Genomic DNA, 15463 nt, shown 5'->3' with positions numbered 1-15463 from the left:
ACCGTGGATGCGCAAAGCCGTGGGCGGGCGGACGATATCGACCCCGCAGACCAGTGGGTACTCAACCCGCACACCGGCAATTACGAACTGCGACTGGACCAATCCGCAGCGGAGTCCCCGGTCGCGGCGCGTACGGCGACCGCTGAGGATTCCGGCCACGGCGGCGACGCGGGGAGCGGTTCGCGCGAGGGTTCCGGACGCCGGGGAGCGGGCTCCCGTGAAGGCTCCGCCGACACCCCCCGCCGCGAGGTGCCCGGCCAGCGCAGCCGCCGGTCCGCCCAGAGCGGCGGGCGCGGCGCGGAGGCCACGGCCACCGCGGGCCGCCGCAAGCGCAAGGCCCCGAAGGCGCGCCGCAAGAAGGCGCTGATGTGGACGGGCGGGGTGCTGGCGTTCCTGGTGGTCGCCGCCTCGCTGGGCACGTACCTCCTCTACCAGCGGTTCAACAGCAACATCGCCACCGTCGACATCGGCAAGCAGGGCAGCAAGAACGTCCTCAGCGACGGCCCGATGAACATCCTGATCATCGGCACCGACAAGCGCACCGGCAAGGGCAACGAGGGGTACGGCGACAAGAACAGCCCCGGCCACGCCGAGACCACCATCCTGTTCCACGTCTCCGAGGACCGCACCAACGCGACGGCGTTGAGCATCCCGCGCGACCTGAAGACCAGGATCCCCGAGTGTGAGACGAAGCAGCCGGACGGCAGCACCGCGGTCATTCCCGGCATCGAGAAGGAGCGTTTCAACGTCAGCCTCGGCCAGGACGGGCGGGACCCCGGCTGCACCATGAAGACGGTCGCGGAGATCACCGGCATCGAGACGGACCACTTCATGATGGTCGACTTCAACGCGGTCAAGGAGCTGACGACGGCGGTCGAGGGCGTCAAGGTCTGCATGGCCAAGCCGGTCAAGGACCCCAAGTCCCACCTCGACCTGCCCGCGGGCCCGTCCACCGTGCAGGGCGAGCAGGCGCTCGCGCTGCTGCGCACCCGTAACAGTTTCGGCAACAGCAGCGACCTCGACCGGATCAAGGTCCAGCAGCAGTTCCTCGGCTCGATGATCCGTGAGATGAAGTCGAGCGACACGCTCACCAACCCGAAGAAGCTCTTCAAGCTGGCCGACGCGGCGACCAAGTCCCTGACCGTCGACCAGGGCATCGGCAGCGCGACCAAGCTGATGACCCTCGCCCAGGAGCTCGGCAAGGTCGACGCCAAGAACATCACCTTCGTCACGCTGCCGGTCAAGGACAACCCGGAGGAGCCGAAGCCCATCACCGTGGTCGTGGACGAGGTGAGGGCCGAACCGCTCTTCGCGATGATGCGCTCCGACACCTCGCTGACCGAGGTGAAGCAGCAGAAGAAGGCCGCCAAGAGCAAGCAGGCGGCCCTCCTCAAGGGCCCGAAGGCCGACCCCGCCGACGTCCGCGTGGACGTCCTCAACGGCGGTGAGATCTCGGGGGCCGCGTTCGCGACCGTCACCTGGCTCCAGAACCAGCAGGGCGTGCTGAAGTCGACCAACAAGGCCAACGCCCCCGAGAAGATCAAGAAGACGACACTGGAGTACGCGCCCAACCAGGCCGACCAGGCCCGCGCGCTCGCCGAGATGATGGGGCTGCCCGCCACGGCCATGAAGCCGGGCACCGCCGACGCCGAGGGGCTTCAGGCGATGGTGCTCACGCTGGGGGGCGACTTCAAGGGCGCGGGCATCCCCATCACGGGACCGGCGAAGATCCCGGACAACATCGAAAAGGCAAGCGCCGACAAGGAAGTCTGCGCCAAGTGACACCGAGGTCGCCGGGTCACCGCGCCGCAGCGGAAATCTGAACAGCATGGGGGGTCGTCCGGTGGGACGGAGCAGCACGCCCGGGGAGGGGACACGGTCACGCGTCCGCCACGCGGACCGGCACGGCCGGGGCAGTGGCCTGTACGAGGACGGGGACCGGGACGACGCGGACCGCACGCGCCGCGGAAGCGGTGGCGGCGACAGCGACGACAGCAGTGGCGGTGGGGGCAGCGACAGCGGTACGGCTGCCAAGGCGTCACCCGACGGCCCCGGGCGGCGGCGTCCGGGAGCGCGGGGCCGGAACACCCGCCGCGCCCCCAAGAGCGGCAAACGGCGCGTGCTGCGCTGGGCCTCCTCCGTACTCGCCCTGCTCATACTCGCCGCCGGTGGGGCCGGCTACCTGTACTACGAGCACCTCAACGGCAACATCAAGAAGGAGGACCTGACCCTCGGCGACAAGCCGATGGCCGACCACAAGGCCAACGCCGCCGGGCAGACCCCGCTCAACATCCTGCTCATCGGCTCCGACGCCCGGGACTCCGAGGCGAACCAGAAGCTGGGCGGCGCGAAGGAGACCTTCGGCGCACCCCCGCTGGCCGATGTGCAGATGCTGCTCCACATCTCCGCGGACCGCTCCAACCTCTCCGTGGTCACCATGCCGCGCGACACCATGCTGAAGATGCCCAAGTGCACCGCCCCGGACGGCGAGGTCTTCCCGGCCAGCACCGTGGACGTGCAGACCAACCAGAGCCTGGGCCGCGGCGGTCCGGGCTGCACCGTGGCCGCCTGGTACGAGCTGACCGGCATCCGGATCGACCACTTCATGATGATCGACTTCGCCGGTGTGGTCTCGATGGCCGACGCGATCGGCGGCGTCCCGGTCTGTGTGGACGCCAACATCTACTCACGCGGCGCGAACGGCCGGGGCGGCTCCGGGCTGAGGCTGGAGAAGGGCACCACGTACGTCAAGGGCGAGCAGGCCCTCCAGTGGCTGCGCACCCGGTACGGCTTCGAAGACGGCAGCGACCTCGCGCGGGCCAAGGCCCAGCACCAGTACATGAACTCGATGGTCCGTGAGCTGCGCGAGGGCACCAAGCTCACCGATCCGGTCAAGCTGATGAGCCTCGCCGAGGCCGCGACCAACGCGCTGACGGTCGACAAGGGCCTCGACTCGGTCAAGAAGCTCTACGACCTGGCCGAGGAGTTCAAGAAGGTCCCGACGAAGCGCATCACGATGTCGACCATGCCGAACGTGTACGGCACCGGCGCCAACCGGGGCCGGGTCTACCCCAAGGCGGGCGACGCGGAGCAGCTGTTCCGGATGGTCCGCGAGGATGTCCCGCTGGACGGCAAGGCCTCCAAGCGGAAGCCGGCGGAGCCGAAGGACCCGTCCGCGCCGGTCGGTGAGATCGCCGTGGCCGTACGGAACGGGACCGGCACCGACACGCTCGCCCCGGCCTCGGGGCGCGCGGGTGCCGTGGCGGAGCTGCTGACGGAGGCGGGCTTCGTGAAGACCACCGTGGACCCCGGGAACGTGGCCGCGTCGGCGCGCACCGGCATCCTGTTCCCGAGCGCGGATCTGGAGGGGGACGCCCAGGCGGTCGCCAAGGCGCTCGGCATCCCGCTGTCTCAGGTGAAGCGGTCGACCGACGTCTCGGGCATCTCGCTCGCCGTGGGCGCCGACTGGCGGGAGGACGGGCCCTACCCGGCCTCCCGGGGCAAGGAGAAGACCCCGGAGTCGGCGGGGGCGCTCAACGGCGAGGAGAAGGGGTGCATGAAGGTCAACCCGGCGTACACCTGGTGACCCGGTAACGGGCCGTTCGAACGAGAACGGCCTGTACGTGACGTACGAGAGGGGCCCCGCCGCTCAGCAGCGGGGCCCCTCTTCAACGACCAAGTCCAGGCCTCAGACCGCGCCTCAGACCGTCTCGCTGCTGCTACTGCTACCGCTACTGCTGCTCGTCAACGAAGGCCGACGGCTGGCGATGACCCGCTTGGCCAGGGAGCGCGGGCTCGTGAGGAAGCCGAAGCCCCAGCACATGTGCATGGTCGCCAACGCCACCGGGATCTGCGCGCGGGCCTTCAGCGAGAGCCCCTTGCCCGCAGGCAGCGAACCGGCGACGATCGCGGCCAGGTACCCGCCCGGGACGATCAGCGCCCACGGGGTGACGGCCGCGCCCACCACCAGGCCCGCCGCGATGGCGACGACGGCGGTCGGCGGGGCGAGGTAGCGGAGGTTGATCGAGCCGGAGTGGTAGCGGGCGACGACATGGCGCCACCGGCCGTAGTCCTTGTACTGCTTGGCGAGCGCCTTCACCGAGGGGCGCGGGCGGTACTGGACCTTCAGCTCGGGCGAGAACCAGATCAGCCCGCCCGCCTCGCGGATGCGGAAGTTCAGCTCCCAGTCCTGGGCGCGGATGAACTCCACGTTGTAGCCCTCGGCCTGCTCCAGCGCCTCGCGCCGGAAGACGCCCAGGTAGACGGTCTCGGCCGGGCCCGCCTGGCCGCCGGTGTGGAAGGCCGCGTTGCCGACGCCGATCTTCGAGGTCATCGCGGCGGCGACGGCCTCCTCCCAGGCGTTCTCGCCCTCGGCGTGCATGATGCCGCCGACGTTCTGCGCGCCGGTCTCCTCCAGGAGGCGGACGGCGGTGGCGATGTAGTTCGGCGAGAGCATCCCGTGGCCGTCGACCCGTACGACGATCGGGTGGCGGGAGGCCTTGATCGCCGCGTTGAGGGCGGCGGGGGTACGGCCGGTGGGGTTGGGGACCGTGTGGACCCGGGGGTCCTCCGCGACCAGCTCGGCCGCGATCTCGTCCGTGCGGTCGGCGGAGGGGCCGAGCGCGATCACGACCTCCATCTCACCGGCGTACTCCTGCTCCAGGATGTGCCGGACCGAGTTCCTGAGATGGCGTTCCTCGTTGAGCACCGGCATGATCACGGAGACGGCGGGGTACTGCGCGGCAGACATGTGGTCCTCGGGTGGTCCTGCGGGTGGTCCTCGGAGCGCCAGGGGTTCCGCACCCCGGGAGGCGGCGTTATTCGGCCGCCACGTTACCGCGAATGGGGGACACCGGTGCGCGCGCCGCCGGGTGGTGGTCAGGGGCGGAGATCGTATGGGCCTACCGTGCGATGGTCCCCTTGCACCGCAGAGGTGTCTCCGTCCCCCCGTGCACCGCGGAGGTGTCTCCCCCCGTGCCCACCCCCCGTCCACCCCAGCACCCGCCCCGTCCCCGCACCACTCCCCCGCGCCGCCGTCCACCGCAGGGTGCCCGGCCGGTCCGCTCCCGGAAGCAGGACGAGCGGCCGCGCTGGGGGATGCGGGTGGCCACCGGGCTCTCCGTGCTGGTGCTGGGCGCGGGCGGGATCGGTCACGCGGTGGTGAGCAACCTGGAGGGCGGGATCGGCCGGGTCGACCCGTTCAAGGACATGAAGAACCGCCCGCAGTCCGGGCACGGCACGAACCTGCTGCTCGTGGGGACCGACGGCCGGGACACCATCACGAAGGCGGAGAAGCAGAAGTACCGGCTGGGCGGCGCGCCCTGCCACTGCACGGACACGATCATGCTGGTCCACCTCTCGGCCGACAAGCAGCGGGCGAGCGTCGTCAGCCTCCCCCGCGACAGCTACGCCGAGATCCCCGCCCACACCGACCGCACCACCGGCCAGAAGCACAACAGCCACCCCGTGAAGCTGAACGCCGCCTACGCGGAGGGCGGGCCGACCCTGACCGTGCGGACGGTCGAGCACATGACCGGGATCAAGGTCGACCACTATCTGGAGGTCGACTTCACCAGCTTCATGAAGACGGTCGACGCGGTGGGCGGGGTGCAGATCTGCACGGCCCGGCCGATGAAGGACGCGTACACGGGACTGGACCTGCCCGCGGGCACCCATCGGCTCGACGGCGGCCAGGCGCTCCAGTACGTACGCTCCCGCCATGTCGACGTGGGGTCCGACCTGGGCCGGATGCAGCGGCAGCAGAAGTTCATGGCGGCGCTGATCAAGCAGGCGACCGGCAGCGGGGTGCTGCTGAACCCGGTGAAGTTCCAGCAGGTCTCCGCCTCGGTGCTGGGCTCGGTCCGGGCCGACGAGGGGTTCGGTACGGAGGAGATGCTGGCGCTCGGCAGGGCGATGAAGGACTTCAGCCCGGCGTCGTCGGAGTTCACCTCCGTACCGATCGGGAACCCGAGCTTCCCGGTCAAGGGCATCGGCTCCACGGTCCAGTGGGACGCGGCGAAGGCGAAGAAGCTGTTCCAGGCGCTGCGCGAGGACCGGCCGCTGGCCCCCGTGAAGCCGAAGCCCGCGGCGGACGCGCCGAAGAAGGCCCCGGCGACCCTGGTGGACGTGGCGCCGGAGGAGATCCGGGTCCAGGTCTACAACGGCACCCCGAAGGACGGCCTCGGCAAGGACGTGGACGCGGGCCTGCGCGCCACCGGCTTCAACACCACGGACGCCCCGCTCAACGGCAGGCTGCGGGACCTGGAGCGGACCCTCGTGACGTACGACCCGCGCTGGGACCGGTCGGCGAAGTCGCTGGCCACGGCGTTGCCGGGGAGCGAGCTGAAGGCGGTGAAGGGGCAGGGCGCCACGATGGAGGTGACGGCCGGATCGGACTTCACGAAGGTGCGGCCGGTGCGGGCGGAGACCAAGCACGAGGGCGAGTTCTCCACGGTGACGGGCGACGAGGCGGTGTGCCCGTAGAACCGCTACGGCGATACGGACGGTACGGACCGTACGGGGACCTCAGTCGTCGATGCCCTCGGCGGCGCGCCGCTCCCGCAGCTCCTTGATCGCCCGGCGGCGCGCGAGCCGGTGGGTACGCCGGATCTGCGCCTCCTGGTAGCGCCGGTTGTCGCGCTCGGTCTCGGGGATCACCGGCGGTACGCGGCGCGGCTTGCCGTCCCCGTCGACGGCGGCGAAGACGAGATAGGCGCTGCCGACCTGCTGGGCGGGGGTGGACTCGTTCCAGCGCTCGGCCATCACACGGACGCCGACCTCCATCGAGGAACGGCCCGTCCAGTTCACCTGCGCGCGTACGTGGACGAGGTCGCCGACCCTGACCGGCTCCAGGAACACCATCTCGTCCATCGACGCGGTCACCGCGGGCCCGCCGGAGTGCCGTCCGGCCACGGCACCCGCCGCGTCGTCGACCAGTTTCATGATCACGCCACCGTGCACCGTACCCAGGAGGTTGGTGTCGCTGCCGGTCATGATGTGGCTGAGGGTGGTGCGGGACGCGGCAGTGGGCTTGCCCGGAATCTCTTCTTCCGAGCGCTCCGAGCGGGTGGCCTGATCTGTCATACAGTCCACCTTATGCGCGGACCCCGATCCCGCAGAATGCATCAGCTTCGCAACAGCCCTGGTGCGATTTCCCTTACACCCTGTAATAGCTGTGGGTCGGGACGGCACACTGTTCGGATGAACGATTGGCCCGATCGACGGACCGGCGACCGCAGCGAGCGCTATGGGCGGGGCAGTGCGAGCCCCCAGCCCGAGAGCGCCCGGGCGATGCCCCACATCCAGCGCCGCCCGGCCCCGCCGCAGAGGCCGCCCGTGCCGCCGCAGAGGCCCCAGGTGCCCCCGCAGAGCCAGGGCGGGTACGACGACCGCTACCCGAGCGGTTCCCCCGGCTACGGCAACAACCCCGACCCCGGATACGACAGCGGTTACAACACCGGCCAGGTCTACGGCGGCGGCGCGGGCGGCCGTGGCCGTGGCGGCGGCCGCGCCGGAGGTGACGCGGGTTACGTCCAGGGCCGCCCCGCACCGGACTGGCGCCGCCGGATCAAGATCGGCTCGCTGACCCTGGTCGTCGTGTTCCTCGTGGTCTCCGTCTCCACGTACTTCTGGGCCGACTCGAAGCTCAAGCGCGAGGTGGACCTCTCCAAGGTCATCGAGCGCCCCAGCGAGGGCAAGGGCACGAACTACCTGATCGTCGGATCCGACAGCCGCGAGGGCATGTCGGCGGAGGACAAGAAGCGGCTGCGCACCGGTTCCGCCGAGGGCAAGCGCACCGACTCGATGATGATCCTGCACCGGGGCTCCAACGGCCCGACGCTGATCTCGCTCCCCCGCGACTCCAACGTGGAGATCCCCTCCTTCAAGGGCTCCGAGTCCGGCAAGCTGTTCCCGGGCACCGGCCGCCAGGTGAAGCTGAACGCCGCGTACGCCGAGGACGGCCCCGAACTGCTCGTGCGCACGGTCGAGTTCAACACCGGCCTGCGCATCGACCACTACGTCGAGATCGGCTTCGGCGGCTTCGCGAACATCGTGGACGCGCTCGGCGGGGTCGAGATGGACATCCCGAAGGCGTTCAAGGACAAGAAGTCCGGCGCCGACTTCCAGGCCGGGAAGCAGACGCTGAACGGCGAGGAGTCCCTGGCCTTCGTCCGCACCCGGTACGCGTTCAAGGGCAGCGACCTGGACCGTACGAAGAACCAGCAGAAGTTCCTCGCGGCCCTGGCGAGCCAGACGGCGACCCCGTCCACGATCCTCAACCCGTTCAAGCTGTACCCGACGATGGGCGCGGGCCTGGACACCCTGATCGTGGACAAGGACATGTCGCTCTGGTCGCTGAGCCAGATGTTCTTCGCAATGAAGGGCGTCTCGGGCGGCGACGGTACGTCGATGAACATGCCGATCTCGGGCAGCGTCGGCGGGAACCTGGTCTGGGACAAGGCGAAGGTGAAGCAGCTCGTGGAGCAGCTGAAGAACGACGAGAAGGTCACGGTCACCGGCAACTGACGTACGGAAGAAGCTGTTTGGCTCCGGGAGTCCCGATGGGCGCACCCCGGAGCCAAACAGCTTCTCCTATGTCTATGTGTCTGTGTCTGTGTCTGTGTCTGCCGACGTCTCGTAGGTGATCTTCCCGTTCTCGTCCATGAGCGGGTGGATCTGGGAGGGCCCGTAGTCGTCCACGTCGGACGGGCGCGGCTTCTCCGGTCCGTCCGGCCCGATGCGCATCACCCGCTCGACCCGGACGACGTCGAACCGGCGTCCCCGCACCACGAGTTCATTGGGCCGCAGGCGCCCGGCGAACTTGTCGGCGGCGCGGGCGTAGATGGCGATGTCCTTCTCGCTCACCTTCTCCAGCTTCGGCAGCACCTCCTTGAAGTAGTAGACGAGGGAGCGGCGGGCGCCCTGCGGGGTCGAGAACTGCCCGGTCACCATCGACCAGGAATTGTCCTTCCGCTCCACGACCCGGAACGTCGCCGGGAGCAGTACGACCCCCGGGTGGGTGGTCAACGCCCGCTGGGAATCGGCCCGTACGTCCTCGGGGAACCGGCTCGACGTGTAGGAGAGCGGCAGCAGATTCAGCCGGTCGAGCCCCTCGGTCAGCCCGACGGCCGCCGCGTGGTCGACGACGAACCCCTTGGTGCGCGGGGGCTCGGGTGCGCGCATGTCCCAGTCGTCGGAGTCGGGGTCGCTGGGCCGGGGCGGCTCCAGCCGCCCGCCGCCGATCCGGGCGAACTCGTCGGCGCGCACGACGCGGTAGCGCACCCCGGCGGCGGACAGGTCGTCGACGGACTCCGTCTCCAGCCGGGCCACGGCGGCCAGCAGCGACTTCCGTACGCGCGGGTCGTCGGTGTCGTCCTTCGCCTTGAACCACAGGTGCGAGTTGAGCTCGTCCCGGGCCATCTGCGGGAACCCGGTGTCCATCTCCCCCATCAGCCGCCACCGCGGCCGGTCCCCGCGCCGCTGCTCGGCGAGCCCGAACAGCGGCCCGCGCAGCACGATCTCCGGATACTTGCGGATCGAGGCGAAGGCATCGGCCTCGGTGACCCCGAAGATGGGGTCGTCGCGGTGGGTGACGTTGATGGTGAGGTGGTCCGGTGGCTTCCCCGGGTGATCGTCCATGTACCCAGTGTGCCGAAGGGGGGTGCCGGTGTCAGGGTTTCCGCCACAAAGGGCCGAACGGGGTCGGACGGACCCCGAGTTGACGCACACGAGCGCGCTCCGCCACCGATCGGGGCCGGAGCGCGCTCGGAACGTACGGTGAGGGCCGCGCCCTCAACTACCGGAGGCGTACGGGACGAAGTCGGCCCAGGCGCCGGAGGTGAAGCCGAGGGACGGCCGGGTCAGGTCTTTGGAATCACGCACGTGCACAGCACTACGAGCAGCGGCCACCTCGACACAGGCGGGACCGTCGTTGCTGCTGTAACTGCTCTTGAACCACTCCAGAGCAGAGCTGTCACCACTCGGGGTCATGCGCATCATGTCTCTCCCAGCACTTTCTCGATGAAGGCCAGCGATTCCCGTGGAGTGAGCCCCTGAGCGCGGACGAGACCGAGCCGCTGCTCCAGGATCCGGATCTCCTTGGGGTCGAAGGTCAGGCGGCTGAACAACTGGCTCTCCCATTGTCCCACCGCTGTACCATCCTTGAACTTGAGAAGTTGGAGCTGACCGCCCATCCCGGCGTGGTCCTCCCGGTCGGTCGGCATTACCTGGATCTCGACGTTCCGCAACTGCCCGATTTCCAGAAGGTGTTCGAGCTGACGCCGCAACACCTCACGCCCGCCGAGCGGCCGCCGGATCGTCACCTCCTCCTGAACGAAGGTGAGCATGGTCAACGGCTTCCGCCGGAAGATCTCCTGCCGCGCCAGCCGCGCCGCGATATACCGATCGACCTCGTCGGGCCCGAACGCCGGCCGCCGCATCTCGTAGAGCGCACGGGCGTATTCGGCGGTCTGGAGCAGCCCGTTGATGTTGTGGTTGTCGTACGCGCCGAGCTCGACCGCTTGCCGTTCGAGCTTGGTAAGGTCCTTCACCTTCTTCGGGTAGCGGGCCTCCGCCACGTCCTTCTTCATCGCGGAGATCATTCCGCGCGCACCCACCACCCTGTCCGTACCGTCGAGGAACTCCGGCTTGGGGATGCGCCGTCCGCTCTCGACCTTGTAGACGAGATCCTCGCCGTACCCGATCGCCGCACCGAGCTCGGCGGCGCGCAGCCCCGCCGACTCCCGCCAGAGTCTGATCTGCCGCCCCACAGCGGCCATCACCGCGCTCGAATCGTCGGCCGGATCGATGTCCAGTTCGAGATCCGGCTCGGTTAAGGCCCCGTCCGCCTCCGCGCCGCGCCTGTCGTCTTCGTCAGCCATGCTGCGCAGCGTAGGGACGGCGGGCCGCATCAGATGGCAGATCCCCGGAAATCCACCCGAAATCGCTGCTCAGACCGGGTCGTGGCACATCACGACCCGGTGCCCCGCCCACCGGGTCGTGGCCGACCGCGACCCGGTGGGCCACGACATCAAGTACTTAAAGAACCAAGAGAAATTACCCAACCCCACCCCACCCGATCCCGGTGGTCAACTACGGGAGGACTGGTCACCCACACGGGTGATATTCACCAACTGGGCTGGATTTCGGGCGGGTTGGCAGGCATATGCTCACGCCACCAGACATCAGACATACGTCGGCCCTCGGCCGGGACTGTGAATCCCGATCGAGGGCCTGACCACCAAGGAAGCGAAACCTTCCCGATGGATACCCAGCAGAATACTGCCCTCACCCGCGCCCTGACAGAACTTCCGGGCCCTCTCCCCACCTCCGGCGTGATCCACCTCGTGATCCCGCACACGAGCCGGTTCACGGTCGTGGGCAACCACCTCTCCCAGCACACCGAGCTGTCGCTCACCGCGATCGGGCTGGGCGTGCACATCCAGTCGCTGCCCGCCGGTACGAAGGTGGGCATCAAGGCCCTCGTGGCCCGATTCATCGAGGGCGAGAGGACCATCACGTCCGCGCTGCGCGAGCTGGAGACCCACGGCTACCTGCACCGGATGCGCGTGAGGCTGACGAACGGCCGGATGGTCACCCGTACGGTGTTCTGCAACCAGCCGGAGGAGGTGCTGCGGGGCGGGGCGGTAGTGCGGGTGCCTGCGGTGGTGCCGGTGCCGCCGGTGCCGGTGGCGGAGGTGGCGCCTGCGGAGGCGCCGGGGCCTGTGGTGGCTGAACCTGCTGGCGCACCGGCGCTCGCTCCCGCACCCGACCCCGTACCCACCCCCGTACGGGAGGCACACCCCCCGGTCCGCGTACCGTCGCGCACCGCGCCCAAGCCGCCGCGCCGACCGCTCCCCCAGCCCCGCGAGCTCACCCCGGAGCTGCACCGGGCCGCCTCCGCGCTCCTCGCCGGCCTGCGGCGTCACGCGAAGGAGCTGGTGCTCTCCGAGGAGCACATCGAGGAGCTGGTGCCCGGGGTGGCCGCCTGGCTGGAGCGCGACGCGCACCCCGACGCGATCCGCCACGCTCTGACGACCGATCTCCCGCAGCCTCCCAAGTACCCGGCGAAGATCGTCAAGCACCGCCTCACCGCGCTTCTGCCCCCGCCGCTCCCCGGCACCGAGGAACTGCCCCCGGTCCGCCACCGCCCCCTCGTCATCCCGCTCCAGAACTGCGACCGCTGCGACCACGCGTTCCGCGCCATGGAACCGGGCCACTGCCGCGGCTGCCGGAGCGAGCTCCTGGAGGCGTCCTAGCATGAAGGGGACGATCCTTATCCCTGGGCACGATCGAGGAGCGCACGCCATGACCATCGCCCCGGACGACGTCCTTGCGCATACGGGGACCCCGGATGTCGAGGTGGAAGCCGAAGGCCTCCCGCGTTACGTCTGACGGCGTCCCCGCTCTACGCCGTCCCCGCCGCCAGCAGGGCGAGGTGGGGCAGCACCAGGGTGCCGTCCGCCGAACGGAATGCGGCGCAGAGACCGTCGTACGCACGCCTGGCCTCCGCCACGCCCTCCGCACCCCGACTGTTGAGGACCTGGCCGATCGCCCCGATCCCCTGCTCGGCCCCGGCCCACCACTCCCCGGCACCGGAGAGATGTTCCCAGGCCAGCTCGACGCACTCGGCCTCCAGGAATCCAGCCGTGCCGAACAGGGCGGCGAGCCCTTCGGGCGTACGGGGGAAGGCGTCCTCGGGGGCGAGGGCGGGGAGCCAGTAGGGGCGGGTGAGACCGGCGGCCTGGGCAGCCCGGCCGATCAGGGTCTGGCCGGGGGCTCCGGGTGCCCGCCAGATGGTGACCGCGACACGGCCGCCGGGCCGGGTGATCCGGCGGAGCTCGGCCAGGGCGGCGAGGGGGCGGCCGACGTGGTTGAGGACGAAGTTACCGAGGACGGCATCGAAGGAGCTGTCCGCGTAGGGCAGTTCGGGCAACCGCCCCACCCGCACATCAGCATCCGGCACCGCCCGCCGGGTCACCTCCACCATGCCGGGCTCGGCGTCGACGGCGTGAACGGCCGCAGCCCCGCGCGCGAGCGCCGCCGCACTCACGGTCCCGCTGCCGCAGCCCACATCGAGGACGCGGGCACCGGGTGGGACCCGGGCGGCGTCGAGGAGGGCGGGGACGGGGTGCGCGCAGAGTTGGGCGTAGGTGCGGGCGTATGCGGGGGCGCGGCCGGACCAGATGCGCCGTTCGGCGTCGTCGAAGGGGGTGGGGGTGTTCGTGGCTCGGGGCCCGCCGGAGGGGGTGGAAGTACCCGTCACGGCACGATCCCCTTCGGTTCGAGACCGGCGAAGTCCTCGTGGAGGGCGTCGAGGTGACGGCCCGTCGGATGACCTTCCGGGTCCAGCTCCGCCAGCCGCCAGCGCGGGAGCTGGTCCTCCACCTCGGTGGGCAGCGACCCGTCCGCCGGGTCGGCGAGGGCGTACAGCACCCCGAACACGGCCTCCCGGGCCACCTCGCGGGCCAGGTCGCCGAGGTCTTCAGGGGTGAGCCCGGCGGCGAGGGCACGGTCGACGGCTCCGGCGGCCACGCCGTCGCTGCGGTAGGCAGCCACCCAGCGGGGCGCCTCCGCGGTCCAGGCGTCGACGTCCTGCCACACCGTCCGCAGGAACCGGTAGCGCGCGAGCTGCGGCAGCCCCTCCTCGGCCTCGGATTCGGCCCAGTCCGCCGCGTCGTCGCCGTCCGCTCCCAGGGCGCGGAAGAGGGCGGTGAGCCTGTCGAGTTCGGCCATTCCAGTCATGGGGAGGGAGGCTACCGGCCGTGGGCGGGAGTGGGTCGTGAGTGGTCCGGAGCGGTGGGGTGCGGGTGGACCGATGAGTTTCTGCGGGTCGCGCGGTCAGTACGTCCGTAAGAGTTGGTGCCCATGCGAGGCACCCGCACCGAATGCCCGCACGAGATACCCAGGAGCCCCTGATGCGCACTCTGATCAGCACCGCCTTCGTTTCGCTCGACGGCGTCATGGAGGCCCCGGGCGGGGAGCCCGGCTACCGGAACACGGGGTGGACCTTCAAGGACGTGGAGTTCCTCCCGGAGGCGTACGAGATCAAGGGCCGGGAGCAGGAGGAGGCCACCGCGCTGATGCTGGGCCGGACCAGCTACGAGGCGTTCAGCGGGGTGTGGCCGGGGATGGAGGAGTTCGCCGAGTACAAGGTGATGCCGAAGTACGTCGTCTCCACCACGATCGAGGAGGACGACCTGGTGTCGGACTGGGGCGACACGACGATCCTGCGCTCCCCGGCCGAGGTCGCCGCCCTGAAGGAGACCGAGGGCGGCCCGATCATCATCCACGGCAGCGCCACCCTGAACCACAGCCTGTCGGACGCCGGCCTGATCGACCGGTACCACCTGCTCGTCTTCCCGCTCCTGCTGGGCGCGGGCAAGCGGCTGTTCAGCACGACGGACAAGGACACCCAGAAGCTGAGGCTGATCGAGCACGAGGCGTACGCGAACGGCATCCAGAAGAACGTGTTCGACGTCGTCCGGTGACCTACGGTCCCCTCCTGATCGTGCCGTACGCCCTCGGCAGCTCCTGGGGAAGCCGACCGTGAGTGAGGTGTCGAGGTAGTTCCGCACTGCCTCGAACAACCCACACAGGTCACTCAGTCCAGATCCTCCAAGGCCTCCGCTATACAAGAACGCGCCGCAGGCCCACGCGCGGCTCCTTGTGACAGCCGCTCAAAGGCTCGGGCGTACAGCTCGATCTGACTGGGCTGCGTAAGAGTGGTCGCCGAGTCCAGCGTGTCCGCGTGCACCCTGGTGTCGTCGAAGATCGTGAAAGTCGGCATCGCCCACACAGGCCGTTGCGCCGAGAACGGGACGATACCCACGGCGACGTTCTGGAGATCCATGACGCCGAGCAAGTGGCCAAGCTGTGCTGCCATGGTCTCGGCGCTGCACAGCCGGTACCGCAACACCGACTCTTCCAATACGAACGAGAACCGGCGTGCGCCGTTGCTCAAAACCGCGTTGCGCTTGATCCGGGCCGCCACGGCATCACTCACGTCGTCCGGGGTCCCCCGGAAGTCTGCGATGGACGACAGCAGAGCGGCGGCGTATCCGGGCGTCTGGAGGAATCCGGGGATCACATCGGAGACGTATACCCGGAATATCTTTGTCTGTTGGTAAAGGTCTCCCGTGGACTCCTGCAAACGACGGAGACCGCCCCGCTGGAGTTGCTTCCATTGCACATGAGCATCAGCGGACTGCCTGTTTTCCGCGATCAGGTCGAGGGCTCGGTCCTCGGCGTCACAGGCTCGGCACCATGCTTTGATGTCCGCGTCGGAAGGAGGGGTCTTGGCATTCTCGATCCGGGATGACTTCGACTCCGACCAACGGCACCTGACGGCCAGCTCCCGCCCGCTGATTCCCGCATCCTTCCGGATCTCGCGCAGACGACCGGCGATTTCTTCACGGGCTTTCTGCACACGTGAAGATGGGTGTGGGGGCATGGAGCTGGCTTT

The 15463-nt window shown here is 69.5% G+C and carries 14 protein-coding genes; 6 read left to right on the top strand and 8 right to left on the bottom strand.

What is annotated here, in order from left to right; translation table 11 throughout:
* Positions 1–3 precede the first annotated feature (3 nt).
* Together ACFW9Z_RS20235 and ACFW9Z_RS20230 are read left to right on the top strand one after the other, a co-directional pair.
* Positions 4–1782, top strand: a complete 1779-nt coding sequence (locus tag ACFW9Z_RS20235) for an LCP family protein (RefSeq protein WP_384642489.1) — start codon at positions 4–6, stop codon at positions 1780–1782.
* 61 nt (positions 1783–1843) lie between these two features.
* Positions 1844–3586, top strand: a complete 1743-nt coding sequence (locus ACFW9Z_RS20230) for an LCP family protein (protein WP_384642486.1) — start codon at positions 1844–1846, stop codon at positions 3584–3586.
* 114 nt (positions 3587–3700) lie between these two features.
* Here the strand turns inward: ACFW9Z_RS20230 and ACFW9Z_RS20225 are convergent, their stop codons facing one another.
* Positions 3701–4750: a glycosyltransferase family 2 protein gene (locus ACFW9Z_RS20225; protein ID WP_384642483.1), complete on the bottom strand. Its 1050-nt coding sequence runs from the start codon at positions 4748–4750 to the stop codon at positions 3701–3703.
* Between the two features lie 347 nt (positions 4751–5097).
* On the opposite strand from ACFW9Z_RS20225, the gene ACFW9Z_RS20220 reads away from it, so the two are divergent.
* Positions 5098–6483: an LCP family protein gene (locus tag ACFW9Z_RS20220; protein ID WP_384642590.1), complete on the top strand. Its 1386-nt coding sequence runs from the start codon at positions 5098–5100 to the stop codon at positions 6481–6483.
* 42 nt (positions 6484–6525) lie between these two features.
* On the opposite strand, the gene ACFW9Z_RS20215 is transcribed toward ACFW9Z_RS20220, so the two are convergent.
* Positions 6526–7083 (bottom strand): acyl-CoA thioesterase, encoded by a 558-nt coding sequence (locus ACFW9Z_RS20215; RefSeq protein ID WP_384642480.1) that lies wholly within the window; start codon positions 7081–7083, stop codon positions 6526–6528.
* A 117-nt stretch (positions 7084–7200) separates the two neighbouring features.
* On the opposite strand from ACFW9Z_RS20215, the gene ACFW9Z_RS20210 reads away from it, so the two are divergent.
* Positions 7201–8526, top strand: coding sequence for an LCP family protein (locus ACFW9Z_RS20210; protein ID WP_384642477.1), 1326 nt, complete (start codon positions 7201–7203; stop codon positions 8524–8526).
* 72 nt (positions 8527–8598) lie between these two features.
* On the opposite strand, the gene ACFW9Z_RS20205 is transcribed toward ACFW9Z_RS20210, so the two are convergent.
* The 3 genes from ACFW9Z_RS20205 to ACFW9Z_RS20195 all read right to left on the bottom strand — a co-directional run bounded on the left by ACFW9Z_RS20205 (position 8599) and on the right by ACFW9Z_RS20195 (position 10880).
* Complete coding sequence (locus ACFW9Z_RS20205) at positions 8599–9639, bottom strand: DUF5954 family protein (protein WP_384642475.1); 1041 nt, start codon at positions 9637–9639, stop codon at positions 8599–8601.
* A gap of 153 nt (positions 9640–9792) precedes the next feature.
* Positions 9793–9990, bottom strand: coding sequence for a DUF397 domain-containing protein (locus ACFW9Z_RS20200; RefSeq protein WP_384642472.1), 198 nt, complete (start codon positions 9988–9990; stop codon positions 9793–9795).
* A gap of 5 nt (positions 9991–9995) precedes the next feature.
* Positions 9996–10880: a helix-turn-helix domain-containing protein gene (locus ACFW9Z_RS20195; RefSeq protein WP_384642469.1), complete on the bottom strand. Its 885-nt coding sequence runs from the start codon at positions 10878–10880 to the stop codon at positions 9996–9998.
* Between the two features lie 381 nt (positions 10881–11261).
* Between ACFW9Z_RS20195 and ACFW9Z_RS20190 the strand changes: the two genes are divergently transcribed.
* Positions 11262–12257 carry a hypothetical protein gene (locus ACFW9Z_RS20190; RefSeq protein ID WP_384642466.1) on the top strand — a complete coding sequence of 332 codons (996 nt, stop codon included), beginning with the start codon at positions 11262–11264 and terminating at the stop codon, positions 12255–12257.
* A gap of 149 nt (positions 12258–12406) precedes the next feature.
* Here the strand turns inward: ACFW9Z_RS20190 and ACFW9Z_RS20185 are convergent, their stop codons facing one another.
* Together ACFW9Z_RS20185 and ACFW9Z_RS20180 are read right to left on the bottom strand one after the other, a co-directional pair.
* Positions 12407–13264: a class I SAM-dependent methyltransferase gene (locus ACFW9Z_RS20185; RefSeq protein ID WP_384642463.1), complete on the bottom strand. Its 858-nt coding sequence runs from the start codon at positions 13262–13264 to the stop codon at positions 12407–12409.
* Positions 13261–13734, bottom strand: coding sequence for a hypothetical protein (locus ACFW9Z_RS20180; RefSeq protein ID WP_384642587.1), 474 nt, complete (start codon positions 13732–13734; stop codon positions 13261–13263). Before ACFW9Z_RS20180 ends, ACFW9Z_RS20185 begins: the two co-directional genes overlap by 4 nt.
* A 182-nt stretch (positions 13735–13916) precedes the next feature.
* Here ACFW9Z_RS20180 and ACFW9Z_RS20175 point away from each other — a divergent pair, with 182 nt between their 5' ends.
* Positions 13917–14489 (top strand): dihydrofolate reductase family protein, encoded by a 573-nt coding sequence (locus ACFW9Z_RS20175; protein WP_384642460.1) that lies wholly within the window; start codon positions 13917–13919, stop codon positions 14487–14489.
* A 113-nt stretch (positions 14490–14602) separates the two neighbouring features.
* Here the strand turns inward: ACFW9Z_RS20175 and ACFW9Z_RS20170 are convergent, their stop codons facing one another.
* Positions 14603–15451 carry a helix-turn-helix domain-containing protein gene (locus tag ACFW9Z_RS20170; protein WP_384642456.1) on the bottom strand — a complete coding sequence of 283 codons (849 nt, stop codon included), beginning with the start codon at positions 15449–15451 and terminating at the stop codon, positions 14603–14605.
* Positions 15452–15463: the final 12 nt, after the last annotated feature.

It is taken from the genome of Streptomyces sp. NPDC059452, assembly GCF_042750035.1.
In the GTDB taxonomy this organism is placed as follows: domain Bacteria; phylum Actinomycetota; class Actinomycetes; order Streptomycetales; family Streptomycetaceae; genus Streptomyces.
Note: the sequence above shows the minus strand (reverse complement) of the source record. Positions and strands in the feature narration are given on the sequence as shown.